At 65.3% G+C, this 25551-nt stretch carries 23 protein-coding genes; 9 read left to right on the top strand and 14 right to left on the bottom strand.

Annotated features, from left to right (window positions below; genetic code table 11):
- Positions 1 to 12 precede the first annotated feature (12 nt).
- Complete coding sequence (locus F812_RS0116925) at positions 13 to 885, bottom strand: TIGR01459 family HAD-type hydrolase (protein WP_020087179.1); 873 nt, start codon at positions 883 to 885, stop codon at positions 13 to 15.
- Between the two features lie 93 nt (positions 886 to 978).
- A complete protein-coding gene (locus tag F812_RS0116930) occupies positions 979 to 2772 on the bottom strand; it encodes an EAL domain-containing protein (protein ID WP_156827494.1) in 1794 nt (597 codons plus the stop codon).
- Positions 2773 to 3119: 347 nt separating this feature from the next.
- Here F812_RS0116930 and F812_RS0116935 point away from each other — a divergent pair, with 347 nt between their 5' ends.
- Positions 3120 to 3869 carry an SDR family oxidoreductase gene (locus tag F812_RS0116935; RefSeq protein WP_020087181.1) on the top strand — a complete coding sequence of 250 codons (750 nt, stop codon included), beginning with the start codon at positions 3120 to 3122 and terminating at the stop codon, positions 3867 to 3869.
- 28 nt (positions 3870 to 3897) lie between these two features.
- On the opposite strand, the gene F812_RS0116940 is transcribed toward F812_RS0116935, so the two are convergent.
- The 4 genes from F812_RS0116940 to F812_RS24385 all read right to left on the bottom strand — a co-directional run bounded on the left by F812_RS0116940 (position 3898) and on the right by F812_RS24385 (position 10737).
- Positions 3898 to 6966 (bottom strand): efflux RND transporter permease subunit, encoded by a 3069-nt coding sequence (locus F812_RS0116940; RefSeq protein WP_020087182.1) that lies wholly within the window; start codon positions 6964 to 6966, stop codon positions 3898 to 3900.
- Complete coding sequence (locus F812_RS0116945) at positions 6966 to 8129, bottom strand: efflux RND transporter periplasmic adaptor subunit (protein ID WP_020087183.1); 1164 nt, start codon at positions 8127 to 8129, stop codon at positions 6966 to 6968. The genes F812_RS0116940 and F812_RS0116945 overlap by 1 nt, the downstream gene beginning before the upstream one ends.
- Before the next feature lie 267 nt (positions 8130 to 8396).
- The gene (locus F812_RS24380) at positions 8397 to 9440 is read right to left on the bottom strand and encodes a polysaccharide deacetylase family protein (protein WP_020087184.1); all 1044 of its coding nucleotides are present in this window, start codon (positions 9438 to 9440) and stop codon (positions 8397 to 8399) included.
- A gap of 127 nt (positions 9441 to 9567) precedes the next feature.
- On the bottom strand, positions 9568 to 10737 hold the full coding sequence (locus tag F812_RS24385; RefSeq protein ID WP_083929234.1) for a polysaccharide deacetylase family protein: 1170 nt from the start codon (positions 10735 to 10737) through the stop codon (positions 9568 to 9570).
- A gap of 275 nt (positions 10738 to 11012) precedes the next feature.
- Here F812_RS24385 and mgtE point away from each other — a divergent pair, with 275 nt between their 5' ends.
- Positions 11013 to 12389, top strand: a complete 1377-nt coding sequence (gene mgtE / locus F812_RS0116960; RefSeq protein ID WP_020087186.1) for a magnesium transporter — start codon at positions 11013 to 11015, stop codon at positions 12387 to 12389.
- Between the two features lie 70 nt (positions 12390 to 12459).
- On the top strand, positions 12460 to 14148 hold the full coding sequence (locus tag F812_RS0116965) for a hypothetical protein (protein WP_020665388.1): 1689 nt from the start codon (positions 12460 to 12462) through the stop codon (positions 14146 to 14148).
- Positions 14149 to 14182: 34 nt separating this feature from the next.
- Here the strand turns inward: F812_RS0116965 and F812_RS0116970 are convergent, their stop codons facing one another.
- From F812_RS0116970 to F812_RS0116990, 5 genes are all read right to left on the bottom strand, one after another.
- Positions 14183 to 14860, bottom strand: a complete 678-nt coding sequence (locus F812_RS0116970; protein ID WP_020087188.1) for an MgtC/SapB family protein — start codon at positions 14858 to 14860, stop codon at positions 14183 to 14185.
- 19 nt (positions 14861 to 14879) lie between these two features.
- Complete coding sequence (locus F812_RS0116975; protein ID WP_020087189.1) at positions 14880 to 15701, bottom strand: HAD-IIB family hydrolase; 822 nt, start codon at positions 15699 to 15701, stop codon at positions 14880 to 14882.
- A gap of 205 nt (positions 15702 to 15906) precedes the next feature.
- Positions 15907 to 17256, bottom strand: coding sequence for a hypothetical protein (locus tag F812_RS0116980; RefSeq protein WP_245257702.1), 1350 nt, complete (start codon positions 17254 to 17256; stop codon positions 15907 to 15909).
- A gap of 110 nt (positions 17257 to 17366) precedes the next feature.
- Positions 17367 to 18155, bottom strand: a complete 789-nt coding sequence (locus F812_RS24390) for a hypothetical protein (protein ID WP_020087191.1) — start codon at positions 18153 to 18155, stop codon at positions 17367 to 17369.
- Positions 18156 to 18172: 17 nt separating this feature from the next.
- Positions 18173 to 18658: a methyltransferase family protein gene (locus F812_RS0116990; RefSeq protein WP_020087192.1), complete on the bottom strand. Its 486-nt coding sequence runs from the start codon at positions 18656 to 18658 to the stop codon at positions 18173 to 18175.
- 244 nt (positions 18659 to 18902) lie between these two features.
- On the opposite strand from F812_RS0116990, the gene F812_RS24395 reads away from it, so the two are divergent.
- Together F812_RS24395 and F812_RS0117000 are read left to right on the top strand one after the other, a co-directional pair.
- A complete protein-coding gene (locus tag F812_RS24395; RefSeq protein ID WP_020087193.1) occupies positions 18903 to 19199 on the top strand; it encodes an SH3 domain-containing protein in 297 nt (98 codons plus the stop codon).
- A gap of 71 nt (positions 19200 to 19270) precedes the next feature.
- A complete protein-coding gene (locus F812_RS0117000) occupies positions 19271 to 20071 on the top strand; it encodes a YdcF family protein (RefSeq protein ID WP_020087194.1) in 801 nt (266 codons plus the stop codon).
- On the opposite strand, the gene F812_RS24400 is transcribed toward F812_RS0117000, so the two are convergent.
- Entirely contained in the window at positions 20072 to 20545 is a 474-nt protein-coding gene (locus F812_RS24400) for a hypothetical protein (protein WP_156827495.1), read from the bottom strand. It abuts the gene before it with no gap.
- A gap of 285 nt (positions 20546 to 20830) precedes the next feature.
- On the opposite strand from F812_RS24400, the gene F812_RS0117010 reads away from it, so the two are divergent.
- The 4 genes from F812_RS0117010 (at position 20831) to F812_RS26635 (ending at position 23602) form a co-directional block, all read left to right on the top strand.
- Positions 20831 to 21292, top strand: coding sequence for a hypothetical protein (locus F812_RS0117010; protein WP_156827496.1), 462 nt, complete (start codon positions 20831 to 20833; stop codon positions 21290 to 21292).
- An 85-nt stretch (positions 21293 to 21377) separates the two neighbouring features.
- Positions 21378 to 21818 carry a DUF1489 family protein gene (locus F812_RS0117015; RefSeq protein ID WP_020087197.1) on the top strand — a complete coding sequence of 147 codons (441 nt, stop codon included), beginning with the start codon at positions 21378 to 21380 and terminating at the stop codon, positions 21816 to 21818.
- A gap of 74 nt (positions 21819 to 21892) precedes the next feature.
- On the top strand, positions 21893 to 23005 hold the full coding sequence (locus F812_RS0117020) for a pyridoxal phosphate-dependent aminotransferase (RefSeq protein WP_020087198.1): 1113 nt from the start codon (positions 21893 to 21895) through the stop codon (positions 23003 to 23005).
- Between the two features lie 192 nt (positions 23006 to 23197).
- Positions 23198 to 23602 (top strand): hypothetical protein, encoded by a 405-nt coding sequence (locus F812_RS26635; RefSeq protein ID WP_020087199.1) that lies wholly within the window; start codon positions 23198 to 23200, stop codon positions 23600 to 23602.
- A gap of 87 nt (positions 23603 to 23689) precedes the next feature.
- Here the strand turns inward: F812_RS26635 and F812_RS0117030 are convergent, their stop codons facing one another.
- Together F812_RS0117030 and F812_RS0117035 are read right to left on the bottom strand one after the other, a co-directional pair.
- Positions 23690 to 24463, bottom strand: coding sequence for a DUF4846 domain-containing protein (locus tag F812_RS0117030; protein WP_020087200.1), 774 nt, complete (start codon positions 24461 to 24463; stop codon positions 23690 to 23692).
- A gap of 104 nt (positions 24464 to 24567) precedes the next feature.
- Positions 24568 to 24945 carry a c-type cytochrome gene (locus tag F812_RS0117035; protein ID WP_020087201.1) on the bottom strand — a complete coding sequence of 126 codons (378 nt, stop codon included), beginning with the start codon at positions 24943 to 24945 and terminating at the stop codon, positions 24568 to 24570.
- Between the last annotated feature and the right edge of the window lie 606 nt (positions 24946 to 25551).

The raw sequence follows: 25551 nt of genomic DNA on the forward strand, positions 1-25551 counted from the left end.
AACGTTTGGCGCTCACCAGTGGAGCACGGACATGGCCGCGATGGGGCTGATGTCCGGATCGGGGAAGAGAGTGGTCAGCGTGTCGCTGGACAGCCCCGACGAGACGTGAACGCCGCTTGCGATGAACACGCTGTCGATGCCGGCTGCCGCCGCGCCTTTGATGTCGGTGCGGATGCCGTCGCCGATGGCGAGAATGCGCTCACGCGGCACGGCCTTCCCCTTGAGCCTTTCCACCTCGGCAAGCGCCAGGTCGTAGACGGGCAGATAGGGCTTGCCGGCGTAGGACACGCTTCCGCCGAGCGCTTCGTAGGCGGATGCCAGCGCGCCCGCGCAATAAATGATGTTCGAGCCGCGCTCGACGGTGAGATCCGGGTTCGCGCACACCATCGGCAGCTTGCGCGCGGCAAAGTCTGCGAGCATGGGGGCGTAATCGTCCGGGGTTTCGATCTCGTCGTCGAAGAGGCCGGTGCAGGAGACGGCGTCGGCATCGCCGGGGTCGGAAAGCGTGACGCCGAGGCCATCGTAGAGTGCGAGATCGCGCTCGGGGCCGAGGTGAAACACGTTCTTGCCCGCGAATGCGCCGACGAAGGCACGGGCTGCGTCGCCGGATGTCACGATGGTATCCCAGGCAAAGCGCGGTACGCCGATGCGGTCGAGCTGCACGGCGATGTTTGCGGCGGGGCGGGGCGCGTTGGAGAGCAGCAGTACGGTGCCGCCGGCCAGCCGGAAGCGCGTGCAGGCTTCGCAGGCGGATGCGAACGGCTCGACGCCGTTGTGAATGACGCCCCAGATGTCCGTCAGCCAGACGTCCCGGCCTGCGGCGAGGCCGGTGATCGAGGGGACGATGGGGATGGCGCGGGCGATGCGTTCAGCGGGTGTTTCCATACCCGCATGGGTAAAGGCTGGCACCTCATTCGGCAAGCGGCGCGCGGGGGTGCCGCGCGCCGCTTGGGCCGTAAAACTCAGACTTGACGGCGATCAGGCCGCAGCCGTCGTGTTGGCGCGGGTGTTCACCACGTCGGCACGGACGGGGCGGGCGCCGCCGAAGAGCTGGCCCTGGCCAAGGAGAACGCCGAAGCCGAACACGCGGGCAAGCTGCTCGTCGTTGTCGATCCGCTCGACCACGAGCGTGAGGCCGTGGGCGGCGAGATGGCGGCAGACGTCGCTCGACGGGATGCGGCCGCTGGGGGCCGGCAGGCCTTCCAGGAACACGGATGCATCAAGCTTGACGAAGGCGAAGCCCTGCTCGGCCAGCTCCTCGAAGTCCATGTCGAGATCGGTGATGGCGGAGAGTGCGAAGCGGAAACCGAGCGCGCGCATGTCGGCGAGGGAATCCCACTCCGGCGTGGAGAAGCCGCGCACGTCGCTCTGCGTGAACGAGAGGACGAGTTGCGTGGCAAGGCTCGCGCGCTGGTGCAGGGTCTCCGCCAGCTCACCGAGGAAGTGCTCGTCGGCGACGGACTCGCCGCTGAAGGACGAGAACACGGAGCCGCCCTTGCCGCGCTCTTCCAGGCGGCGGGCTACGGCGGCGGTGCGCGTGATGCGAACGCCGTCGAACAGCGGAAGCAGGCCGGTGCCGCGCAGGTCAGGTCCGCCGGAAACGTTGAGCGGGTTGCCGTCAACGTCGCGCAGGCGAACGGTCACCTCGTAGTGGCGCGTCTGCTGATCCTCGAGACCGAGGATCGGCTCGAGCGCGACGTCGATGCGGCCGGCCGAGATGGCGTCCGCCATCAGACGCGCGCGGGCATCGGACGGAGAAGACGGGCGCTGCGGAGCCGCGCCGCGCACGAAGGGCGGGAGCGGGGGCGGCTGCGGTGCCGAAGCGCGGGGCGGCGGCGGGGGAGGCGCGCTCATGCGCGGAGCCTCGCGCTCGCCCATTGCGGCGCGCATAGAGCCTGCCGTCATGCGGAGCGCGTCGATGGAATGCTCGACACCCATCTCGGGGGCGGCCGGCGCGCGGGGCGCCTGCATGGGTGCAGGTTGGGGAGCTGGCTGAGCGGCGGCCGCGCGTGCTTCCTGCTGCTCGGCTGCGTTGACCTCTTCCAGCAGCCTCTTGATGGCGTCCTGAATGATCTCGACGTCGGCTTCGCGCGGCGCGGAGGCCTGCTGGGGCGCGGCGTGCCGCGCGGGAGCAGCCTGTGGTGCCGCACGCGAGCGGGCGGGCTCTGTCTGCTCGGCGCCGCGGCCGGAGACGCGCCCGGTCACGAACGGCGGCAGCTCCTGCTGGCCCGCGGTGGGACGGAAAGACCAGAAATCCTGGAGATCCTCTCCCTGTGCCACGGCCTCGGCGGACGGGGCGAGGGGGGTCGCCGGCAGCGGCGGCGGAGCCGGGCGCTCCGCCTTCAGCGGCGGCTGGCCCGGATGGGCGGCGTCAGGATAGGAGGGGGCGGCGCCGTGAGGACGCGGAGGCGTGGCGGCGCGCTGCGGCTGGGGCATCGGCGGCGGCGGGACAGCCGGACGGGCGGCACGTGCCGCAGCCGGGGCGGGCGCTGCAAGCCCGGCCGCGCCGGGGGCGGGACGCGGCTCGTCCTTCATGCGGCGAAGCTCCTGCTCACGCCGGTCGAGGATGCGCGCGGGCTTGAAGCCCTCGCGTCCCCCGCGCCAGATGAAGGTGTGAACGGTGAGCAGAAGCAGATAGGCCGCAAGAGCCGCCGTCGCGGCCACCGGACCCGGGAGGCCCGCATGCTGATAGAGCGCCACCGCGCCGGCACCAGCAACCAGGCCCATCGCTACCACCACAACAGTCTGTGAGGCTGTTTGATTTCGCGTCATGTTCTGCTCTTCCCCCAATACCCTTGCGGACGCGACACCCGAGACTCCGGTGCGAATCGCATGATTGAGGTTCGGTCGGTTCCCTACGCAAGGCAATGCGAGGGGCCACAGGTATCACCAGGATTTCGTGAGGCGGTTTCCCGACTTAGGGAGGGGCGTGGCGCGGATGCATCGGCGGGGTGGCGCTTTGGTCAGCAGGTTTCCGGCGGGAGGGCCGCAATGGCGCCACGAGGCAGCCAACAGGCCACCCGAATCGAGCAGCCGTTTAGATGTCGTTAGGCGAATCGGACTGCTATGGTCTTGTCCGGGCCGCCTCTCTGTCCGGCGTACGAAGGAGACCAGCCCTGATGTTGATGAGCGTAATTTCGCGCCAGTGCGAGTATGTTGCCATGCCCGAGCTTTCGGGTGCCCGTGTTCTGATTACCGGCCTGACGTCGTCCTCGGGCTTCGATCTCGCCCGCAGCTTCGCAGACCATGGCGCGCGCCTCATCATTCAGTCGCCGGAGGATACTCCCGAGATGACCGAGCTTGCGGCGGTGCTCGCCGAGAGCTCATCCGACATCAAACTTTTCAACGACCCGCTGCAGAGCGACGAGGAGGCCGCCCGTCTGGTGCAGTCTGCGGTGCAGGAGTTCGGCGGTCTCGACGTGGTCGTCAATCTCGCCTCCGTCAGCTCCACGGCCGTCGCGAAGCTGGAGACGGTCGAGGACGCGGACGCGCTCGTCGCTCATGCATTGCGTCTTCCGCTGCGGCTCACCGAGGTTGCGGCCAATCGTATGCGCCTGGTGTGGATCGAAGGCGCCATCCTCAATGTGGTGCGCGTTCCCGATGTAGGGGGCGGCCGGGCCATGATGCTCTCCGACCTGCTGCGCGCGGAGCTTGCGGACATGACGCGCTCGCTCGCCGCGAGCTGGGCGGAGCACGGCATCCGCATCAATGCGATCGGTCCCACGTCATCGGTGGCGGCGCTCGGCGGACACACGGCGGGGTCTGATGCCGATCTCGCGGCCATCGCTCTTCAGCTCGCGAGCCGCAGGGGCGGCAACGTCTCCGGCCATCTGCTCGATGCGGAAGGCGCGTCGCGCCGCTGGTGCTAGGACGCCATCGCGATCTTCAGCCGGAAGCTCATTCCGCGGGCGTTGCGAGGGGGGTGCCTTCGGGCTCCTCCGCGCGGTGCGATGCGCCGATGTAGCTCAGCACCGTGGGGACGACGAACAGCGTCAGCAGCGTGCCGAGGCTCATGCCGCCGACGATGACCCATCCGATCTGCTGGCGGCTTTCTGCGCCGGCCCCTTCCGCGAGGGCAAGGGGGACCGCGCCCAGCACCATGGCGCCGGTGGTCATCAGGATCGGCCGGAGGCGCAGGCTCGCGGCTTCCGTGATGGCGTCCATGCGGCGGCGGCCCTCCTGCTCCAGGTGATTGGAGAACTCGACGATCAGGATGCCGTGCTTGGTGATGAGGCCCACGAGCGTGATGAGACCGATCTGCGAATAGACGTTGAGCGAGCCTCCCGCATAGTGCAGCGCGCCGAGCGCACCCGAGATCGAGAGCGGCACGGTGAGCAGGATGATCAGCGGATCGCGGAAGCTTTCGAACTGCGCAGCGAGCACGAGGTAGATGAAGGCGAGCGCCAGCACGAACACGAGCGCGAGGCTCTGGCTCGAGGCGCGGTAGTCGCGGCTCTGGCCGTTGACGTCGGTCTGCACGGTTTGCGGCAGAACCTCGTCGACGGTGCGCTCGATGTGATCGAGCACCTCGCCGAGCGCATAGCCGGGGCCGATGTTCGCCGATAGCGTCACCGAGCGGAGCTGGTTGAAGCGCTTCAGCTCCTTCGGCGCAACGCTTTCAACCACGCGGACGATGTTGGAGAGCTGGATCATCTCTCCCGCGGGCGAGCGCAGGAAGATGGTGTCGAGGGCCGCCGGGGTGGAGCGGTCGCGCTCGGCGAGCTGGACCAGCACGTCGTATTGCTCGCCATTCATCTCGAAGCGCGTCACTTGGCGTCCGCCGAGCAGCGTTTCGAGCGTGCGGCCGATGATGTTCACGTCGAGACCGAGGTCGGAAACCTTCGCGCGGTCGATCTCGAGGCGGAACTCGGGCGTGTTGAGCTTGAGGTCGGTCTCGAGGCTTTCGAGGCCTTTGTAGTTGGCGAGGGCGGCGACCAGCTTCTCAGACAGTGCCTGCAACTCTTCGTAAGTGCCGGACGACTGGATGATGAACTCGACGGGGCGGGAGCCGCCGCGCTGGCCGAAGGCGTTCGGGTTCTGCACAAAAGCCTGCATTCCGGCGATGCGTCGCACCTGCGGCGTCAGCTCGCGCGAGATCTCCTGCTGGGTGCGCGTGCGCTCCGACCAATCCTTGAGAGGGGCGAAGATCAGGAAGCCCGAGACCTCGGGATTGCCGTTGATGAGCAGGCGCGACTTGATCTCCGGCACCTTGGCCAGCATGGCGTCGGCTTCGGCGCTGTAGCGGCTCGTGTAGGCGAGCGTGGCTCCTTCGGGTCCCGTGCCGCGGACGCGGATGACGCCGCGATCCTCGACGGGCGCAAGCTCAGATTTGAGGTTCACGAAGAAATAGACGCAGGAGCCCGCCACGACGGTGGCAAGCAGGAGAATGACGGGCCGGTTGGCGAGTGCGATCGAGAGCGCGCGCCGGTAGCCGTTCTCGAGGCCGGTGAGAAAACGCTCGATCAGGAGGAAGATACGGCCGGGCTTCGTCTCGTGGCGCAAGAGCCGCGAGCACATCATCGGCGTCAAGGTGAGCGCGACGAAGCCCGAGATGATCACGGCGCCCGCGAGGGTGAGCGCGAATTCGAGGAACAGGCGTCCGGTCTTGCCGGGCGCGAAGGCGATGGGCGCATAGACGGCGGCAAGCGTCAGCGTCATGGCGATAACGGCGAAGCCGATCTCGCGGGTTCCCTTGATGGCCGCCTGCACCGGCTTCATGCCGTTTTCGATGTGGCGGTAGATGTTCTCCAGTACGACGATGGCGTCGTCCACCACGAGGCCGATGGCGAGCACCATGGCGAGCAGCGTCAGCGTGTTCACGCTGAAGCCGAAGGTGAACATCAGCGTGAAGGTGGCGATCAGCGAGATCGGGATCGTCACGATGGGGATGAAGGAGGCGCGGAAGGAGCGCAGGAAGAAGACGATCACGAGCACGACGAGCAGGATGGCTTCGCCGATGGCGTGGTAGACGGCGGCGATGGAGCGCTCGATGAAGATGGCGTCGTCGTTGGCGATGTCGGCCTTCATGCCGTTCGGCATGGTCTCGTTCATCTTCGGCAGAAGTGCGCGGATCTCGCGCGAAACGTCGAGCGGGTTCGCTACCGATTGCTTGATGACGCCGACGGCGATGGCGGATTTGCCGTCGTAGCGGCTTTCGCGCCGCTCATCCGCGGCGCCGAGCTCGACGCGGGCCACCTCTCCGAGCTTCACCTGATGATTGCCGGAAAGCTTGATGACGACGTTGCGGAACTCTTCGGGCGTGACGAGGCCCGTGCGGGACAGCACGCTGAACTCGCGGTTGGCGCTTTCGATGCGGCCCGAAGGCAGCTCCACGTTCTGGGTGCGCAGTGCGTTCTCGATGTCCTGGACGGTGAGCGAGAATGCGGCGAGCCGCTCGCGGTCGATCCAGATGCGCATGGCATAGCGGCGCTCACCGTAGATTGTCACATCCGCCACGCCGTTGAGGTTCTTCAACTGGTCGACGATGAAGCGGTCGATGTAGTCTGTGATCTCCAGCGGCGACAGCGTGGGGCTCGTGAAGACGAGCAGCATGATGGGCTGGGCGTCCGCCTCGACCTTGGCGATCACCGGCTCGTCGATCTCGTCGGGGAGGCGGCCGCGCACGCGGGAGACGCGGTCGCGCACGTCGCTTGCGGCAACGTCCTGATCGACCTCCGGGCGGAAGCGCACGCTGATGCGGCTCTGCTCGGAGCGGCTCGATGAATCGAGCACGTCGATACCGGAGATGCCGGCGATGGAGCCTTCCAGAACCTGCGTGATCTGCGTCTCGATGATCTTCGCCGAGGCGCCCGGATAGCGCGTGGTGACGGAGACGACCGGCTCGTCCACGTTTGGATACTCGCGCACGGTGAGGCGCGTGTAGGAGACCATGCCGAGCAGGACGATGACGAGGCTCAGGACCGTCGCGAAGACCGGACGGCGGATGCACAGCTCGAACAGGTTCATCAGGTGCCCCGCGCGGTGGGCTGGCTGCCTGTCACGATCTCAACCTGGCTGCCGTCCTTGAGCTTCTGCTGGCCTGCGGTGACGACGGTGGCGTCGACGGCGAGCCCTTCGAGGATCTCGACAAGTCCGTTGTTGCGGCTACCGAGCGTCACTTTGGCCTCGAGGGCCTGTCCGTTCTCGACGCGGAAGACGATCTTCTCCTCGCCGCGCGGAACGATGGCGCTCTCGGGCACGACGAGCACATTGCGCTTCACCTGTCCCTTGACGCGCACGCGGGCAAACAGGCCCGGACGAAGGATCAGCTCGGGGTTCTCGAGACGAGCGCGGATGTTGAGGGCGCGGCCGTTGACGTCGAGGTGCGGGTCGATGGCGTAGATGGTGCCCGTGAAGGTGCGGCCGGGGAGGGCGTCGACGCTGATCTCGATGGTCTGCCCGGTCTTGACCTGCGAGAGGTAGAGCTCGGGAAGCTTGAAGTCGATTTTGAGGGTGTCGATCTTCTCGAGATTGACGATCGGGGCACCTGCCGCGATGTAGGCGCCGGGCGAGACCTTGCGGATGCCGGCGACGCCACTGAAGGGCGCGCGAATGGTATGCTTGGCGAGGCGGACCTTGGCGAGCTCGAGCGCGGCGCGTGCGGTCTCGGCATTGGTGGAGGCTTCGTCGCGGGCACGTTCCGTCACGTTGCCGGACTTGGCGAGCGAGTTGGCGCGGCCGAGGTTGCCTTGCGCGAGATTGTAGCGGGCCTGGGCGTCGTCCAGCTCGGCAACGGCGAGGGCATCGTCGAGGCGCACCATGACGTCTCCGGCGTTAACGTGAGAGCCTTCGCCGAGCGGGATCTCGGTGATGCGCCCGGTGATCTCGGAGCTGATCTGAACGGATTCGTCGGACTGGAGCGTGCCGATGGCGCGCAGGTCCTCGGTGGAGCTGGTGGAGACCGCAGTCGTGGCTTCAACCGCCACGCCTTGCCGTCCTGCCGATCTCTCGGCGCCTTCACCCTTCTTGTTTTTCGGTTCGGCTGCCTTCTCGGGAGGCGCAGTCTTCAGCAGGGCGGACGGATCGATGCCGAGGTGCTGTGGCAGCCCCCAGAGCTTCCCTTCCGTCGCGTAGAACGCGGCGCCGGCCGACAGCAACAGCACGGCGCAGGCGAACCAGACTTTCAACATTCATGCACCTTCTGCGGGTGGCAGCGACGTGAACCGGATAGCGGTGTCTTTTGCGCCTCGGGCTCTGTGGCCCGGTTGCGGTCCGGACATTGGGCGGCAAGCAGATGTCTGCGCTCCCCTCGACACGGTAAACGTGGCAGCCCGTCAAAAGCCGTCGAAATTCGTCTGCTGCGCCGGGGATGGTGCGCACCGGGGTGAGCTTACGCTTGAAATATGGCAGGGGCTACAGCTCTCGCGCCGGATAATGACCGGTTTGCTGCGGCAACCTTAGGCGGCGGGAGAGGCCTGTTTCTGGCGCTTGTGGCGGCGGGTCTTGGCCGGTGTGCTTGCGCGGCGCAGGGGCTGCGCGGAAGACGCCGCCTGCTTGTCGGCCGCCGGCACCTCCGTGACCCTGACCTTGGCGGGAGGGGCCAACTCGGACACGGCCGGATCGAGCCCGTCAGCGGTCTTGGGCGCCGGAATGGGCCCGTAGAAGGGAACCAGCGCCTTGTACGGCGCCTTGGCCAGGATCGGCTGCAATTCCGTCTCGATCGTGGCCAGCGGGACGACGTCGCTCTTAGCCTTCAGGTGAACGACCTTGAAGCCCTTCGCCTTGAGTCCTGCCAGGATTGCGGGCAGCGCCTTGGCCGTGGGCTTCTTGAGATCGTGAAACAGAAGGATGCCGCCGTGACGCGCTTCGACCAGTTTCAGCGTGCGGTCGGCGATGCGCTGGGGGCTGCCGATGAAGCTGTCGTTCGAGATGACGTCGACGGTGAAGCTCGCGATGTTGCGGGACTGAAGATAGGCGAGAAGCTCGTCGCTGTCGTTGAGGCCCGGGAAGCGGAAGAACGGCGCGATGCCGGTGGCGGCGGCGAGCGAGACAGCCGCGAAGCCGCGCTCGATCTGATCCTTCGCCTTCTCGATCGAAAGCCGCTTCAGGTTGTTCGGGTGTGTCCAGGTGTGGGTGCCGACGGTGTGGCCGCGCGCCAGCACGTCCTTGGTGGAGGCGGGATAGGAGAGCGCCATCTCGCCCACTGAGAAGAACGTGGCCTTGGTGCAGAAGGCATCCAGTGTGTCGAGGATGGGCGTCGTGACCCACGGCACGGGCCCGTCGTCGAAGGTCAGCACCACCTCGTTCGGGCCGAGGAAGCTCTGCTCCTTGTCGCGCTGGGTGATCGAGCCGAAGATCGGGCCGCCCTTGGTGTCGATCTCGATCACGCGGGAGACGCCGAGCGCTTTCGCGGGGTCGTTGCAGTCCGACGCGAGAGAGGGAGACACGCCAACTGCAAGCGTGCATACGGCCAATGCCGTCGCTCTGATCCGCAGGCGCATGGCCAATCGCTCCCGTCATCCGCTTCGATGTAATCCGCGCGGACTTTCGGTGATTTTCCTAGCTTGAACAAGCACCTGCCAGGCAAAACGCCGATTTTTCAGGCAAACAGCGGCTTTTGAGTCCCGGTCAGTCGTGTCCGAGGGTCTTGAGTTGCCAGGGATCGTTGGAGGGGTTGGCCCAATCGAACGGCTTGGTGGGCTTTGCAGCCGTGCTCTGCTTGGGGGCCGGCTGTGTCGCCTTGGGAGGCGCGGGAGGCGCCGCGGCGGCAGCGGCGGGCTCCTCGCCGGAGACCGGCCAGGTGACGGAGCGCTTGGCCATCGCGGAATTGGCGGCTGCAACCGATTTGGCCCGCAGCGCCTTCTCGGCGATGGCATCGTATTCGGGCAAAGTGACCGGTGCGTTTTTCGGCACCATGTGCACGACCTTGTAGCCGCGCGTCTTCAGTTCGGCGAGCAGGCTCGCCAGCGCGCCCGCCGTAGAAGGCTGGATGTCGTGGAAGAGGAGGATGCCCTTCTTCTCGCGATCGAGCTGGGTCAGCACGTTGCGCAACACCACGCCGGGGCTCTTCGTGCGGAAGTCAGCGGAATCGACATGGATGCCGAATACGCCGAGGCCGCGGTTCTGAAGATAGGCGAGCGACGCCTTGCCGTGAGCCAGATAGGGGAAGCGGAAAAAAGGAGCGATGGGCGTTCCGGCCGCTGCGGCGACGGCTGAGAGGCCAAGCTCGACCTCGCGCTTCATGGCATCTGCGCCGAGCGCCGAAAGCTTCTTATGAGACCAGGTGTGGGTGCCGATGGTGTGGCCGCGGCGCGCAACCTCCTGCAGCGTCGCGGGGTCGGAAATCGCCATGCGGCCGACGGAGAAGAACGTGGCTTTTACGCACTGCTCGTCGAGCGCGTCGAGGATGGGGATGGTGTAGCGGCGCATGGGGCCGTCGTCGAACGTGAGCACGACCTCGCCGTTCTCGAGAAACTTGGTTTCGTCCTTGTGATACTGGTCGCCGAAACGGGGGCCGGAGGTGGTGTCGATCTCGACCACGCGCGAGATGCCGAGCAGGTCGGGCCGGTTGGCGCAATCGGGCGCGAAGTAGGTGCCCGGTGAGATGGTCGGATTGGATCCGGCTCCCGGATTGACGGGCGGGGTCTGGTCGTGGGGCGAGCGAATGGCGGAGGACGTGCCCGGCGGCGGTCCCAAAGGCTGTGGAGTCTCGGCCCGTGCCGTCGCGAGGCCGCATGTTGCGCCGACGAGCGCGGTCGCAAACCCCACTGCCAGCCATGTGCACCGACTGGCGCTCATCCTTCGTCTCCTTTGCGCCCGGTCTCAATCCCGATGGGAGCCCGAAGCAATTAAGCCGTATTGAACCACGGTTCGTACGGGAATTTGTAGCTAATTTGCAACCCGCTTCAGGCGCGGCATTTTTTTGGCGCTTCGGAGTGTCGCCGATGTGACGGCTATGCTAGGGGCTTGTCCTCATATAGAGGCCTCAAGGCTTTTTTTATCGCCGGGGTGCGCATCCCGGTGCCGGAGGCCGAGGTTTTTTACACCTTAATCCACGGCTTCTTGGAGCTTTGATGTCGGGCTTGGACGAGCAGGCGGCCCCTGAGGTCGATGCGATCAGTGTGGCAGACCTCGTGCGCGATGTTGCCCTCGCGTTGCACGATGGCGACACCCAACGCGCCGCCCAACTGGTGGTGGGCCTTCGTCCCCGCGATCTCGCCGACGTCATCGAGCTCTTGTCCCCCGAGCACCGCATCGCGCTCATCCAGGCGCTGGGGCCCGCGTTCGATTACGAGGTGCTCTCGGAGATCGACGAGACGGTCCGCGACCAGCTTTCGGAAGCGCTGCCTAACGAGCTTCTGGCCAAGGCCGTCACCGAGCTCGACACCGACGATGCCGCCTACCTGATCGAGAACCTCGAGCAGGCGGATCGCGACGAGATTCTGGCACAGGTGCCGAAGGGTGATCGTCTGGCGCTCGAGCGGCAGCTCGAATACCCGGAAGAATCCGCCGGCCGCCTGATGCAGAGCGACTTCGTGGCGGTGGCGCCCTACTGGACCACCGAGCAGGTCATCGAGCACGCCCGCGAGACCGACGATCTTCCTGACACTTTCTCCGAGATCTTCGTCGTCGATCCCGCCTTTCGCGTGCTCGGCAGCGTGGACCTGTCGCGGCTGTTGCGCACCAAGCGCGACGTTCCGGTGTCCGAGATCATGGAGACCGATCTCAACGTGGTGCTCGACACGTCCGACCAGGAGGAGGTGGCGCGCCAGTTCGAGCGCTATGGCCTGATCTCGGCGCCTGTCGTCGATCAGAACAACAAGCTCGTGGGCGTCATCACGGTCGACGACGTGGTGGAAGTGCTGCAGGACGAGGCTGACGAGGACATGAAGGCGTTGGGCGGCGTCGGTGACGAAAGCCTGACCGACAGCGTGGTTCAAACGGCCCGCAGCCGCGTGCCCTGGCTCATCATCAATCTCGGAACGGCGGTTCTGGCGTCCTTCGTGATCAAGGCGTTCGATGCCACGATCGAGCAGATGGTGGCGCTCGCCGTGCTGATGCCGATCGTCGCCTCCATGGGCGGCAATGCCGGTACGCAGACCATGACGGTGACCGTGCGCGCGCTCGCGACCAACAAGCTCGGCGCCGCCAACTCGCAGCGGATCATCTCGCGCGAGACACTTGTCGGCCTTCTCAACGGCCTCATTCTTTCGGTCATCATGGCCACCATCGTGTTCCTGTGGTTCGGCTCGGGCCGTCTCGGCGCGGTGATCGGCATGGCGATGGTGGTGAACCTGCTGGCTGCTGCGCTGGCCGGCATTCTCATTCCTCTCGCGCTCGACCGGCTGAAGCTCGATCCGGCGCCCGCATCGGGTGTTTTCGTGACCATGGTTACCGACTGCGTCGGCTTCTTCGCGTTTCTCGGGCTCGCCTCCCTGATCCTGCTCTAGCGACCGATTCTCTATGACAGCCTGATGACGGGAACGCCGCAGTTTGCTGCTTGCGGGCGCCCGGCGATGCGTGGTTATCAAGGAGCCGACTGGCCTTCAGAACCGCGAGATCACGCTTATGGCCCCGATCCCAGAGAAGCGCGTCAAGCATTTGCGCCAAATTCTCCTGTGGCCCGTTTATCTTCTGCCTCTCGAGGAAGACGCGCCGATCGATGACCACTGGGAGGCCCTGGCGACGCCGAGCGCGGACAACCCCTGGCGGGAGCTCGACGACGAGTTCGGCGATCCGGCCGAGTTCCAGACACGCCACTACAATGAGTTCGTGACCTTCCTGCCGCCTGTGCAGAGGTTTCTCTACGGACAAGGGCTCGGCCGCTCCGTCAGCAAGGTCTACGGCGAGAGCCCGATCCGTGTCATGCGCCGTTCGGACATCAAGCGCGTGCGGGTGACGCTCGACCGCGACGACGAGCCGATCACGCTCCACGTGGCTCACGTGGACCTCTATTTCTTCTTCGACATCGACATCACGCTCCTTGCCCTCGAGGTCTACGTCGACGACATCGCGTTCGATACGGCGCAAACGCTGATGTTCCGCTTCGGCCGGGCTTATCCAGCCTATTGGGAGGGGAGCGGGCGCGGCGGACACTGCCCATGGAAAGTGGAGTGGCTGGGCGCCGGGGACGAGGTTCTGGCCACGTCGGACTACGAGAACCGCGAGAAGTTCCTGTCTTTCGTCTGCAAGCACAGGGCGCCGACGACGGCTGCCCATTGGGAGTTTCTCATGTCTCCGATGGTGCTTCACCATGGCGACAAGAAGGGGCCCGTGCGCTACCGGCAGCTCGAATACTACCGCATGCCCTACATGGCCTACCTTGCGCTCGATCGCGCCGAGACGATCTCGCGGTCGGATTCGATCCGGCTCGCGCTTGGCAATGAAGCGGGCGACGGCGGGTCGCTTCCCTACTCGGAGAGCTACCTCGCGGATTTCGAGACGCGCTTCTGCTACGACCGCAACTTCACGTCAGGGGGAGGACAGAAGGCCGCCAGCGTTAGGTTCCATGCCTCGGGAGATACGCTCGTCGTGACGGGGGACGCGGACGATGTGTTCTACACCAGCCAGGAGGGCGGCATTCTTTGCCGCTTCCGTCATCAGCATTTTCTGATGTTCCTGATCGCGCATTTTCAGAAAGCGTCGTTGCACATGTTTTCCGACCGCATGGTTGCGGCGGTGAGCAGGCTCGAGATCGCGAACGCGAAAGCCAACCGCATTTTTCGAGGGGACGTGCGCAACACGCACGAGAACTTCCTGCGGTTCGCGCATCGCTACTGGTTCAGCAGCATCTCGCATCAGGCGCAGGTGCACGAGCTGTTCGACATGACGCGCCGCCATCTCAAGCTCGACAGCCTCTATTGCGAGGTGCGTGAGGAGTTGCAGGACATGGGCAGCTTCCTCGACGTCGAGGCGATGCGGAAGCAGAACGAGACCGTGGTGCGCCTGACGGTGGTCACGACCTTCGGTCTCGTCGGAACGGTGACGACGGGCTTCATCGGCATGAACCTGTTCGATTGGACGCAGGAGCCGGCGTGGTGGCGGGTGGCGGCGTTCCTCGCGGTGTTCGTTCCCACTGCCGCTCTTACACTCTACACGGTGGTGAAATCCCGCCGCCTTTCGGATTTCCTCGACGCGCTGTCCGACGAGAAGGTGACGTGGGGCCGGCGCTGGCGTGCGCTGCTCAGGGTCTGGTTCGGGAAGTCGTAGAGCCTGGCTTCGTGCCGTGCTAGTCGCCGCTCGGCTAGATGCGGAACTCCAGCAGGTCCGTGCGCGTGCGCAATTCGCTCGCGAGCGTTTCGATCGCGTGCTTGCTCCCTGTGCGCACCATCATCCGGTACTCGTAGAAGCCGCCCGCCCGGTCCAGGCGATAGCTCATGTTGGCGATCGAGAAGCCTTGCGCTGCGATGAGCGTGCGGACATCGGGCTCCGGCAGCACTTTGTCCTCGGAGAAGCGCAGCACGAGCTGGCCGAAGGTGTGGCTCGGGATCCAGGCCTCGATGCGGCGGAAGATGGCGAGCGTCCCCAGGGTGGCGAGCGTCGCGAGCGTGGCCGGGAAGAAGAATCCCACGCCGTAGAGGATACCGATCGCCGACGTGATCCAGATCGATGCCGCGGTCGTGAGGCCGCGAACGGTAAGCCCGTCCTTGAAAATCACGCCGGCGCCGAGAAAGCCGATGCCGGTCATGATGCCTTGCGCGATGCGCGTGGGGTCGGTGCGCACTGTTTCCATGGGAACGGCGCCCAGCCAATCCCACTGGTAGGCGGTGACGACCATGAGGAGAGCGGCAGCGAGACAGACGAGAGCGTGCGTGCGAAATCCGGCAGGACGGCCGTGAAAGCTCCGCTCGAGACCGATCAGGCTGCCTGCGGCCCAGGCGGCGGCCAGATGAGTGGCGATCTCGACATAGTGCGGATGCATCGCTCTCCAGGTCTGTGGCTCAGTGGCTTTCCGCGCTGCGGGCCGGGAGCGCTTTGGCCGGTGCATCGGGGCGATTGGCGAGAATGGCGTCCGCGACCTCCACGAAGCCCGCCCCGCCGGCGCCCTTGGTGATCCAGGTCGGCGGGTGAGGAATGTCCGCCAGATGGCGGGTGACGGTGCTGACGCCGACGGACTTCGGCATATGGGCGAACATCGGCGCATCATTGGCGGAATCGCCGACGAACAACAGACGGTCGCGATCGAGATCGATGTCGAGGCCGGTGATGGCGGGCAGGAATTTGCGGACCGCGGTTACCTTGTTGTAGCCGCCGAACCAGGCGATCACCCACAAGGAGTTCGCGGTAGCGCTCGCGCCTCTCGCCTCGAACTCGCGGAGCACGGCGCGCGCCGTCGCGCGATCGTCCGGCCTTGCCAGGGCGAGGCTCGTGCGGCGGAAAGGCTGATCATCCGACAGGGTCAATTCGGGGTGCTTTTTCATGATCGTGCGCGCCATGTCCGCGAGGCGGGACTGGGCCGCTTCGAGCATGTCGGGCGTGCTCCAGAAGCGGCGCGTCACGCTCGTGCCCTCGCGGCTGAAGCAGAAGCCGCCGTTCTCGCCGATGACGGCCGTGACGGGCCACATGCGCACCATCTGGTCGCACCACCCCGCGGGGGCCGCCGTGACGGGGATGACGCGCACGCCGGCAGCTTCCAGGCGCTCCAGCGCGTCATAGGTCTCGGCGGACAGCTTTCCATCGAAGGTCAGCGTGTCGTCCATGTCGGTCAGGACAACTTGGACGCCGCGCAGATCGACGGATGCGGCGGCCGAGATCGGCCTCATGGCGCGAGATCCACGGGCCTGCGTCTCTCTTGAGATGTCGCGGGGGACACGTGCGGTGGCGATAGCCAAAGGGGTGGCTCCAGGTCAGTAGGTTTGCGAACGTAATGTGACGGGGTGACAAGTCGAACGACGAAAAGCCGATAAGCTCCGCATCAGAACTGCAATAGGAATATGAGAAGCGGGCATTGCCCCGGTTTCCACCGCGTCAGCTCGTGGGTGCATCCAGCTTGCGGGTGAGGTTCTCGAACTCGCGCCGCAGCTCCTCATTCTTGAAGATCTGCTCGAAAGTCGGTGCCTCGAGCTTCTGGATGGCTTCGAACGAGGTGGAGCTGTCGCGCATCAGGTTGCGCAGCTCGAGGCTGGCCTCGACGGTATCGAAGGTGTTGTCGGCGATGCGCAGATCGTGCGTGGCGCGGGTGCGGGCGGCCGCGATCTGCTCCCGCTGCTGGGCGAGGTAACGGCGATAGCCTTTGGCGGCTTCCTCCGCGATCTTCTGGCTTTCGCGGTTGGCGTCGAGAGCGCGCTTCTGATCGGGGCGGTTCTCGGCGCGCATCAGCTCCTGTGTCTTGCGCTTCGCCTCCGCCAGATCCTTCAGGATGGCATCGAGCTTGGGCATGTACTGCGTGTCGATCTTGGCGATGGTCGCATCCTGCGCGTGAACGAGCAGCGCGAAGAGGGCCGCATGCATGGCGAAGTACTTGCGTGCCGCGCCGGGGTTCTCGGCGGTTGCCGTCATCAACTTGGCGAGCTGGCCGTCGATGATCTTGGCGGCGTGGAAGGTCGCGACGAGGCGGACGAGATCGCCCGAGAGCACGCCGTCGAGCAGCAGATCGAGCTGGTCGGGCGCAAGATCCACGCCCGATTTGGTGAGTGCGTCCTTGATCTCCCCCTTGGCCGCGGCGATGGAAGCTTCGTTCTCCTTGATGCGCGTCTTGTGCTCCGCGATCTTGGTGCCGAGGCTGTCGACGGTGTCGTTCAACACGCCGGGCAGCATGGCGTCCTTCGGCGCGGTGAGTTGCTTTTCCTTCAGGGTGACGATGTTGGTTTCGAGATCGCGGATGTTGCGGCGGTAGCCCTCGATCTTCTTCTGCACCTCCACAACGGGAGCATCGGTCACGATGCCGAGCGCGGCGTCGAGAAGCTGGCGGATGCGGGCTTCGCGATCCTCTCTGGTCTCGGTCCAGAGCGGGGTAACCAGAAACTCGTCCTTGCCGGGGAGCTTCTTGGCTTCCGAGCGCTGCTCGGCCACGTCCTTCAGGAGTCCGTCGATGGCGTTCATCAGAAGGCGCGCCTGCTCGTAGGCGGGATCGCCTTCGCGCGGATCGCGGGGAGCGGCGGGTGTGTCTGCGGCAGTGCCGGTGGGCGCGGGCGCCGCTTTCGGGTTTCCAGCCGCCTGCGTGGAGTTGAGGATCTCGGCGATGCTGTCCTTGGCGCGCGCGGACTGAGCCAGGGCAGGAGGCGCAAGGCCGTTTGCGATCACGGCCGCGAGGGCTGCTCCGGCGACTGCGGTCATCCGGCCAACAATGCGTAGCGACGAGTTCGAGTGGGGTGCCAAATCTGCCTCCTCAGGGCCGCCATGCAGCACCGGAATTCAGGCAAATCGATGATTTGCGACAGGCGTCCCGTGGACAGCCTGCGCCTGCCGCCCGTCTTAGTCCGGCAGAGCTAGCCGCCTTTGGCTGCGTGCGTGACGGCTGCCAGCAGGGCAGGGGTGATCTGGCGCGCATCGGTGAGCACGGCCATGTGGCTCATGGCAGGAGCACCGCGCAGGGCGAGCTTCGACGCTTCGAGGGGCGCATCCTGCGGCCGCTCCTTCAGCGCAAGGCCGAGGCGCAGCTCCTTCGCGGTGATCGTCAGGACGCCGAAAGTGGTGCCGCCGAGGTGGAAGGTCAGGTGACTGTCGAAGGGCGTGGTGACGGTGCCGGGCACGGCCTTGCCGACCTCGGCGATGACGTAGTTGGCGAGGGGGCGGAAGGCCTTCGCGCGGGCCAGCAGGGCCTCCAGCGTGACCGGGTCCGGCGCCGGGGCGGGCGTGAGCGGTACCGTCGCGGCAGGGGCGCTCACGGCAACGGGGAGGGGTGCAACGGCGAGGGGTGCCGCTGGCGGCGGGGGTGATGACGGTGCAGTGGCCGGCGCCGGGTTCTGCGTCTCGCGCGGTGCTTCGGGCGGGGCTGCGGGGCGCTGGCGGGGTGAAGCAGGTGTGCGCCGTGCGGTCGCGGGCCGGGGGCTTCCCGCCCCGGCGTAGATCGGCCGGCCGCCGTTGTTGTGGATGCGCTCGATCCAGGAGGCCTTCGAGAACATGAAGCCCTGGCGGCGCAGCCAGTCGATGATGTCGTTCCTGTGGGTCAGGCCTTCGGCTGCGATGGCCGCCAGCCAGTCCTCGAGCGCACGGCCGGTGTCGGCCTTCAGCGTTTCCAGAAACTGGCGCTCCTTCTCGCCATAGTCGGTGCTCACCAGAAGTCCCCCACGTGTCAGATCCAGCGCCGGGTGCGGGCTTTGTAGTCCCGGTAGGCGTCTCCGAAGCGCTCCTCCAGATGGCGCTCCTCCGGCAGGATAGCGAGCCACGTTACAAGGACGGCGAAGGGCAGCGCCAGGATCACGAACCAGACATTCTGTGTCAGCTCCGCGATGCCGAACAGGATCAGGATGTCGGCAACATAGATGGGATTGCGCCGGAAGCGGAAGGGTCCATCGGTGACCAGTACGTCGGCGGCTTTGTCGGGCAGAACGGTGGTGCCGTGACGGCGCAGCGTCCAGACTGCCCAGACGAGCAGAGCGAGACCGGCCGCGCCCAGGCCGCGCCCGACGATGTGGCCCATCGTATCGTCCTCTCCCGGCCAATCGAGGGGGAGCATGTGTCCAAGCGCGATCGCGGCGGCAACCGTCGCGACGAGCAGGATCGGGGGCCAGGGGATGGTCGAAGGCGGCGTTGCGGCTCTGCTTTCCGTTCCGGACATGTGTTTCGATCTCGGGTTTTTGATCTCGGGCGGTATCGTGAGGTGTCTGCCACGGGAGATAGGGGTAATCTCATGCGCAGGGCCAGGCAAATGTCCGGCTCCGTCGTTTAGGCCATACTTTTATCCGTAATCGGCATTACCAGCGCCCCGTTCAGATCTGGTTCAAATCCGGTTCATCAAGCCCGGTGTATCAGGCGCGTCGTGCTGGGCGCGCGCGCCGCGTATTTTCAAGGAAGGAAACCCCATGACATCGAAATCTCCTCTCATGCTCGCGCTGGCCGGGCTCGTGGCGCTGTCCGGCTTCTCGGCCGAGGCGCAGGCCGCCACCAAGTACGGCTGCTTCAAGGTGACGGTGCCGAGCCTCAACCTTCGCGCCCGCCCCTACAGCACGGCGGATGTGATCGGCGTCGCACACAAGGGCGACATCCTGGAGAAGCGGAAGCTCTTCTGCACGCCGCGCGGCTTCTGGTGCGCGGTCCGGAAGGGCTCGCTCGAGGGCTATGCCGACAAGTCGAACATGGCGAAGATCGCCTGTCCGTAAGAGCCGAAGCGGCGGAGCCCGCGCGACGCGCGGCTCTGCCGGTCTCCTCGCTTTCGACCGACCGGGGCTAGATGCCTTTCACGCTCTCCAAAATCCTGGCGCTCCTCGCTCAGCCATCGTCGGTGCTCGTGATTTGCGTGCTCGCCGGCCTATGGCTGATGCGGCGTGACGGAAGCCGTCTCGGGCGCCGCCTTGCCTGGGGTGGAGCGGTGGGCTTGCTGGTGTGTGGCCTCTTCCCAGTCGGCAACCTTTTCATTCTTCCGCTCGAGCAGCGTTTTGCCTCCGTCCCTCGTCCGGCGCAAAGCGACCGGGTCGCGGGGATCATCATTCTCGGCGGGTTCGAGGATGGATGGGTGTCAGCAGGGCGCGGCGGTCTCGGTCTCAACGAGGCGGCGGAGCGCGTGACGGAAGCCTTGCGGCTCGGCCTTCGGCATCCGGAAGCCAAGGTGGTGTTCACCGGTGGCGTCGGCGGATTGCTTGCACGCAACACGGGCGCGGCCGAGCCCGTGGCCGCGTTCCTCATGGACGGGGGCATCGCGCAGGATCGCCTCGTGCTCGAAGGCCGGGCGCGCAATACCTACGAGAATGCGGTGTTCACGCGCGACCTCGTCGAGCCCAAGCCCGGCGAGCGCTGGTATCTGGTGACGAGCGCCTATCACATGCCGCGCTCGATGGGGCTCTTCCGCAAAGCCGGGTTCGATGTGATCGCCTATCCGGTCGACTATCGCACGCGCGGTGCGGAAGACCTGATGCGCTTCTTCGAGCGGATTCCGCAGGGGCTGATGCGGCTCGATCTCGCGGTCAACGAATGGCTGGGGCTTCTTGCCTATCGGGCGCTCGGCCGGATCGACGAGCTGTTTCCAGGTCCCTGATCAGGGCTGCTTTACGAGACGTGTGCGCGGCGGATCCTTGGCGGCCGGATTCAGCTCCGCTTCGAGATCGAAGCTCGGGCATTTCTTTTCCTCGAGCCGCTTATTGTAGGCTTCGAGCTGTGCGCGGTCGCGCGCGTAGCGGCCGTCGGGATCCGCGCCCACGGATGTGCCGCCGAACACCGGCGTCGTCGCCGACTGAATGCCTCGCGAGAGCGCGGTGGTCTGACGGCGCGTCTGGAAATCGCGGATCTGCACGATCCGCACGGCCATGCGGCCGGTGAGCTTCCTGCAGTCGAGCTCAAGATCGGCGTCCGTGAGCTGATAGCCGCCCGGGGGCGGCAGCTTGCTCACCGTCTCGCCGGACGGCAGCGCGGATGTGATGGTCGGAGCAAGGCTCTCGCTCTGCGAGGCACAGGCGCCGAGCAGCAGGGCCGCGAGGGCCACACATCGTTGCGGTTTGAGGCTCAGGAGCATGCGAGGCGGAAAGCCGGTCTGTCTGGGTTCAATGGCGAACCTTATCTCCCAGCGGGGCGATTCCCGCGAGTCCCCCAAATGCCGGGGGCTGAGGTGATCATCGTCTAAAAAGCGGCATGACAAAGGCTTATGTCCCGTGCGCAGGGCGCGGGCAAGGGCTAGGGTATCGATTGGCGCGGGTGTTCGCGGAAAACCGCTTCACAGCCGTCCGGAAGCGCTCTAACCCTCTGGCTTGGTTCGAGTTAGACGGCCGCTCGGGCGGGCGGCCAGACGGAAGGGGCGAGTATGACGCGGTGTTCGAAACTCGGGGTTTTGGATCTCGGTGTGGTGCGGGGGTTTACGGCTGCGGCCGGGCTTTGCGTTCTCGCGGGTGCCGCAGCGGCCGAGGACGTCCCCAAGAATCTCGTCTGCTCGTTTACGTCGGGCGCTTCCTGGAGCTACGACGCGGGCGTTTTCCATTCGAAGCCGCCAAGCCCGCTCTCGTTCAGCATCGAGGAGATCGACCTCGAGCAGCAGAAGGCCACGTTGCAGACGGAAAACGGGTCCACCGGTGGCAAGCTCAGCGTGGTACGCGCCATCAACGCCAACCATTTCATCGAGATCGTGAACGAGGGGTTCATGAACCTCACGACGATCTACGACAAGGATGCGGCGTCCGGGAAACATCCGGCCGTGCATTCCCGTCACTTCGGCATTCTAGGACAGCCGGTTTTCAGCCAGTACACGGGCTTCTGCAGCGACAAGTGACTTGTGGATTGCCTCGTCCGGACGGCCCGTTTCGGAGTAGAACACGGGTGCCGGCCGCCGGGCCGCGCGATGACCGGATCTCATCATGTCGCTTCACATCGTCAAGCTCTGCGTCGGCGTCTCCTCGATCGAGGAGCTAGCGGCGTGGCAGAAGGGCTGGGTGAAGGAGCAGAAGGCGCGCGGTGAGAAACCGCGCATCTATCACCGCACGCTCCAGACGCCCAAGAAGCAGGAGGCGCTGCTTCCCAACGGCTCGCTCTACTGGGTCATCAAGGGTGTCATCCAGGCCCGCCAGAAGCTGATCGGTTTCGAGGAGGGAACGAGGGACGACGGCACACCGTGCTGTCTCATCCTGCTCGATCGCAAGCTGGTGGCGGTGCGCCCGGTTCCGCGCCGCGCCTTTCAGGGCTGGCGCTATCTGACGGAAGAGGACGCGCCGGAGGATCTGGCGGGCGGCAGCGGCGGCGATTTTGCCGCGCTTCCACCCGACATGCGCCGCGCGCTACTGGATCTGGGACTTATCTAGCAGGGACCACGCTTCAGGCGCCGCCGGAGCATCGGTCTTGCCAAGGCACATTTGAGAAGACCGCCGGGGAGCACATGGGACGGCCGCCGATCACTCGCATTGTTCGAGACTTGCCGAAGCTCGTTCCGTTCGTTGGCCCTGAAGCCCAGGAACGGGCACGCGGCAGGCCGTTCGCGGCCCGGCTCGGCGCCAACGAAAGCCTGTTCGGTCCGAGCCCCGCTGCGATCCGCGCGATGCGGGATGCGGCTGCGGAAAACTGGAAGTACTCGGATCCCGAGAACTACGATCTTCGCCATGCGCTCGCCCGCCACCACGGCGTGGCGGCGGACAACGTGGTGATCGGCGAAGGGATCGACGGGCTGCTCGGGCTCGCGGTCAAGATCGCTGCGGAGCCCGGCGAAGTGGTGGTCACTTCGGATGGCGCGTATCCTACGTTCAACTTCCACGTGGCGGCGCAAGGCGCGACGCTGGTCAAGGTGCCCTATCGCGACGACAGGGAGGATCTCGGCGCGCTGCTGGATGCGGTGAAGCGCCATGACGCGCGGGTGGTGTACGTTTCCAATCCCGACAATCCGATGGGATCGTGGTGGCCTGCTTCCGAGCTTCTCCGCCTGATCGACGCCTTGCCGGATGGCGTGCTGCTGCTGCTCGACGAAGCTTATTGCGATACGGCGCCGCTGGATGCGGCTCCGCCGATCGATGTCGCCAATCCGCAAGTGCTGCGGCTGCGGACGTTCTCCAAGGCGTATGGGCTTGCCGGGGCGCGGATCGGTTATGCGGTGGGCGAGCGGGAGTTGATCTCCCTCTTCGAGAAGGTGCGCAATCACTACGGCATCAATCGCGTCGGGCAGATCGGTGCACTGGAAGCGTTGATCGATCAGGCCTACCTCGCTGATGCGGTGGGCCGGATTGCGCGGGCTCGCGACAAGATTTCCGACATCGCCCGCGCGCAGGGCCTCGTTCCGTTGCCGTCGGGCGCGAATTTCGTCACCATCGATTGCGGCGTGGACGGCGCATTCGCGCGTGCCGTGCTGGATAAGTTGCTCGCGCGAGACATCTTCGTGCGCAAGCCTGCCGTTGCGCCGCTCGACCGCTGCATTCGTGTTTCCTGCGGCCGCGACGAGGATCTGGCGTTGTTCGCCGCCGCTCTGCCTGCCGCCTTGGCGGCCGCGCGGGAACAAAAATAAATTTGCAGCGCTCTTCGTCGTGAAGATCGGGTTTCCGACGTATACTTTCGGCGTCAGGCCGGGTCAGCCTGAAAAGCGGGCCGGAAAACAGCGCAATAGGGGTGTTCCCGCTCTTGTTCGAATCGATTTCGCACCCAAATCTTTGCGTGATCGTGCTTCCTTCGTGAGAAGCACATTTTGAAGGGGAGACTGATGCAGAAATCCGCACGGGGCATGTTTCTCTCTTTGGGACTGGGCGCGCTTTGTCTCGCCGCCGTAGCCGCGCCAGGACGTGCCGACTCTCCAGGGCTTGCGGGCTCCTGGAAGGGTGGGGGCACGTGGACTTATACGTCCGGCGCGACTGAGCGGGCGCGCTGCCGCGCAACGTTCAGTCCAAGCGGCAAGGCGGCATACGACGTGAGTGCGACTTGTGCCACGCAGTCCGGAACGGTTTCACAGACCGGTTTCGTGCGCGGCTCGGGCGGCACATTCCGCGGCACGTTCTACAATCCGGAATTCGACACATCCGGAAAGATCGTGATTTCCGTTAGTGGAGGCAGCCAGGTCGTCAGGCTCTCCAGCTCCAAGGGTTCGGGCGTCATTCGCCTGTCACGCTAGGCGCTGGCACAGACCGCAGAGAACGCTCACGCCGGTTCGAGAGATCCGGCGTGATGCTTTTTGAACTCGCGGTTTCGGACTTGCCTTTCAGGGCCAGCGGCGCAGACCGCTTCTGAGGAACACCCATTCCGGCGTGACGAGCTGGTCGCCGATTTCGGTCGAGTACCAGGGTGTGCCGTCTGCCGATTTCGGGTTCTTGAGAACGTGGATGTCCTGGGCGGGCATGTAGCTCTGAAGCAAGAGGAAGCGCTTCTCGCCGGTTGCCCTGTTCTCGACCATGTCGGCAACGAGGACGGCGTGGCCGGGGAAGCCGCCTTTGATGAAAACGTCGCCGATCGCCATTTGCTCGGGCTTCACCGGCTTCAGCTCCCGCTCGAGCGAGTAGGTGCCGGCGTAGGCGAACACCAGATCCATGTACTTTCTGAAGCCGGCGTGATCGCTGCTGCGGCTGCTTGAGAAGCGGCGGCGTTTTCCGTCGGTGTCGTTGAAGGCGATCTCCTTGTCGCGGTTCTGGCTGTAGAGCCATTCCGCGCGCAGGCGCATGATGGCGTCGGCGCACTGCTGGAGGTCGCGCTTGCCGATGTCGATATTGACGACGGCGACATGGACATCCTGCCGCCATTTGGGCGCACCGGTGTAGGTCATCACCTTTGCGCCTTCGGGACGCATCGGAAGACCGCGCAGCCAGGCGGCGAACGAACCTTCAGGGGCCGCAATCCGCTCGAAGCCCGGAGGCGGCGCAATGCGCTCCGCGAGGCTTGGCGCAGGCAAGGCCTGCGACGGCAGCCAGCCGTAAGGCGCGCGCGCGTAGGCCGTACCAGACAGTGTGAGAGCGATAAAAAGAAGACCGAGGCGCATCATTGCGTCTCGGTCGCATTCAATCATGGCGGCGCAACGACGAGATGCGCCGCCGGTTGTCTTATTTCACGCGCCCGATCAGTTGGCGCGCTCGATCACTCGCTGGATCACTTGGCGCATTGGGCCTTCACGTAGGCGAGCAGGTTGGCGCGGTCGGTCTCATTCTTGACGCCGGCCGGGAAGATCATCTTGGTTCCGGGCACGAGCTTCTTGTTGTTCTCCACCCATTTCAGAAAGTGGTCATCGTCCCAGGTGGTCCAATCGGTTTTCTTCAGGCCCTCGGAATACTGAAATCCCTCGACGGACGCGACTTTGCGGCCGATCACGCAGGTCAATTCGGGACCGAGCCCGTTTTTCGCGCTTGGTCCGATCTGATGACAAGCTGCGCATTTTTTGAATACTGCAGCGCCTGCTTCGACGTCCTGAGCTGATGCTGCAGTCGGAATGACTGCTGCGAGAACCGCCGCCACCGTCCACTTCCACATATTACGAGCTCCATCCTTGGATCCAGCCTGTTCCGGCTGTGTGCCTACGTATAAATACTTCCGTAGGTTAAATCCAGATCGCTTGACGGGAGCTCCGTCCAGATTCCTTGACGTGGTTTGGTTGGTTTTTGCTGCAGTGCGCTACGCCGCAAGGTGCGCAGCGTTGCGCTGGCGACCTCAACGGGGAGCTATACGCGTGGCGAAAAAACTTGAGCCCGCCGGAGATTGCTCCAGCGGGCTCGCGAGATCGCGGACAAGGACTCTTTCAATTGCGCTGCGGGGCGTCACGAACTTCCGTTACGAGAGATCTGCCTTCGTCGAAGGATCGCGTCTCTCCGGAGCCGCCTGCCGGTTCCGCATTTCGTCCTAGCCGTCTGATCCTTTTTCGTGGGTGCTTGGTGGCTATGCTGCTTTCCTTATCGGGCCCTGCATCGGTCCGTGTCGGGAAAGGGCCGGATACGGCCTCTCTTTCTCCCTGTCGATCCCTCTGGCCTCCGATCCCTGGCGCCAGGTCTGTCGATCGAATTCACGGCCTTCCGCCGCGATGCTTAGAAAGCTCGCAGTCTTACCCAAGTTTCCACGTGCAATTTCAAATTGTCTGTTTGG

The organism is Hyphomicrobium zavarzinii ATCC 27496 (genome assembly GCF_000383415.1).
Taxonomy (GTDB): domain Bacteria; phylum Pseudomonadota; class Alphaproteobacteria; order Rhizobiales; family Hyphomicrobiaceae; genus Hyphomicrobium_C; species Hyphomicrobium_C zavarzinii.

Coding starts and splice junctions, on each gene's coding strand:
- F812_RS0117010 (WP_156827496.1), top strand. CDS start 20,831: ATGACGCGGTGTTCGAAACTCGGGGTTTTGGATCTCGGTGTGGTGCGG.
- F812_RS0116940 (WP_020087182.1), bottom strand. CDS start 6,966: ATGAACCTGTTCGAGCTGTGCATCCGCCGTCCGGTCTTCGCGACGGTC.
- mgtE (WP_020087186.1), top strand. CDS start 11,013: ATGTCGGGCTTGGACGAGCAGGCGGCCCCTGAGGTCGATGCGATCAGT.
- F812_RS24395 (WP_020087193.1), top strand. CDS start 18,903: ATGACATCGAAATCTCCTCTCATGCTCGCGCTGGCCGGGCTCGTGGCG.
- F812_RS0116930 (WP_156827494.1), bottom strand. CDS start 2,772: ATGACGCGAAATCAAACAGCCTCACAGACTGTTGTGGTGGTAGCGATG.
- F812_RS0117000 (WP_020087194.1), top strand. CDS start 19,271: ATGCCTTTCACGCTCTCCAAAATCCTGGCGCTCCTCGCTCAGCCATCG.
- F812_RS0116935 (WP_020087181.1), top strand. CDS start 3,120: ATGTTGATGAGCGTAATTTCGCGCCAGTGCGAGTATGTTGCCATGCCC.
- F812_RS26635 (WP_020087199.1), top strand. CDS start 23,198: ATGCAGAAATCCGCACGGGGCATGTTTCTCTCTTTGGGACTGGGCGCG.
- F812_RS24385 (WP_083929234.1), bottom strand. CDS start 10,737: ATGAGCGCCAGTCGGTGCACATGGCTGGCAGTGGGGTTTGCGACCGCG.
- F812_RS24380 (WP_020087184.1), bottom strand. CDS start 9,440: ATGCGCCTGCGGATCAGAGCGACGGCATTGGCCGTATGCACGCTTGCA.
- F812_RS0116925 (WP_020087179.1), bottom strand. CDS start 885: ATGGAAACACCCGCTGAACGCATCGCCCGCGCCATCCCCATCGTCCCC.
- F812_RS0117020 (WP_020087198.1), top strand. CDS start 21,893: ATGGGACGGCCGCCGATCACTCGCATTGTTCGAGACTTGCCGAAGCTC.
- F812_RS0116990 (WP_020087192.1), bottom strand. CDS start 18,658: ATGTCCGGAACGGAAAGCAGAGCCGCAACGCCGCCTTCGACCATCCCC.
- F812_RS24400 (WP_156827495.1), bottom strand. CDS start 20,545: ATGCTCCTGAGCCTCAAACCGCAACGATGTGTGGCCCTCGCGGCCCTG.
- F812_RS0117035 (WP_020087201.1), bottom strand. CDS start 24,945: ATGTGGAAGTGGACGGTGGCGGCGGTTCTCGCAGCAGTCATTCCGACT.
- F812_RS0116975 (WP_020087189.1), bottom strand. CDS start 15,701: ATGAGGCCGATCTCGGCCGCCGCATCCGTCGATCTGCGCGGCGTCCAA.
- F812_RS0116945 (WP_020087183.1), bottom strand. CDS start 8,129: ATGTTGAAAGTCTGGTTCGCCTGCGCCGTGCTGTTGCTGTCGGCCGGC.
- F812_RS0117015 (WP_020087197.1), top strand. CDS start 21,378: ATGTCGCTTCACATCGTCAAGCTCTGCGTCGGCGTCTCCTCGATCGAG.
- F812_RS0117030 (WP_020087200.1), bottom strand. CDS start 24,463: ATGATGCGCCTCGGTCTTCTTTTTATCGCTCTCACACTGTCTGGTACG.
- F812_RS0116970 (WP_020087188.1), bottom strand. CDS start 14,860: ATGCATCCGCACTATGTCGAGATCGCCACTCATCTGGCCGCCGCCTGG.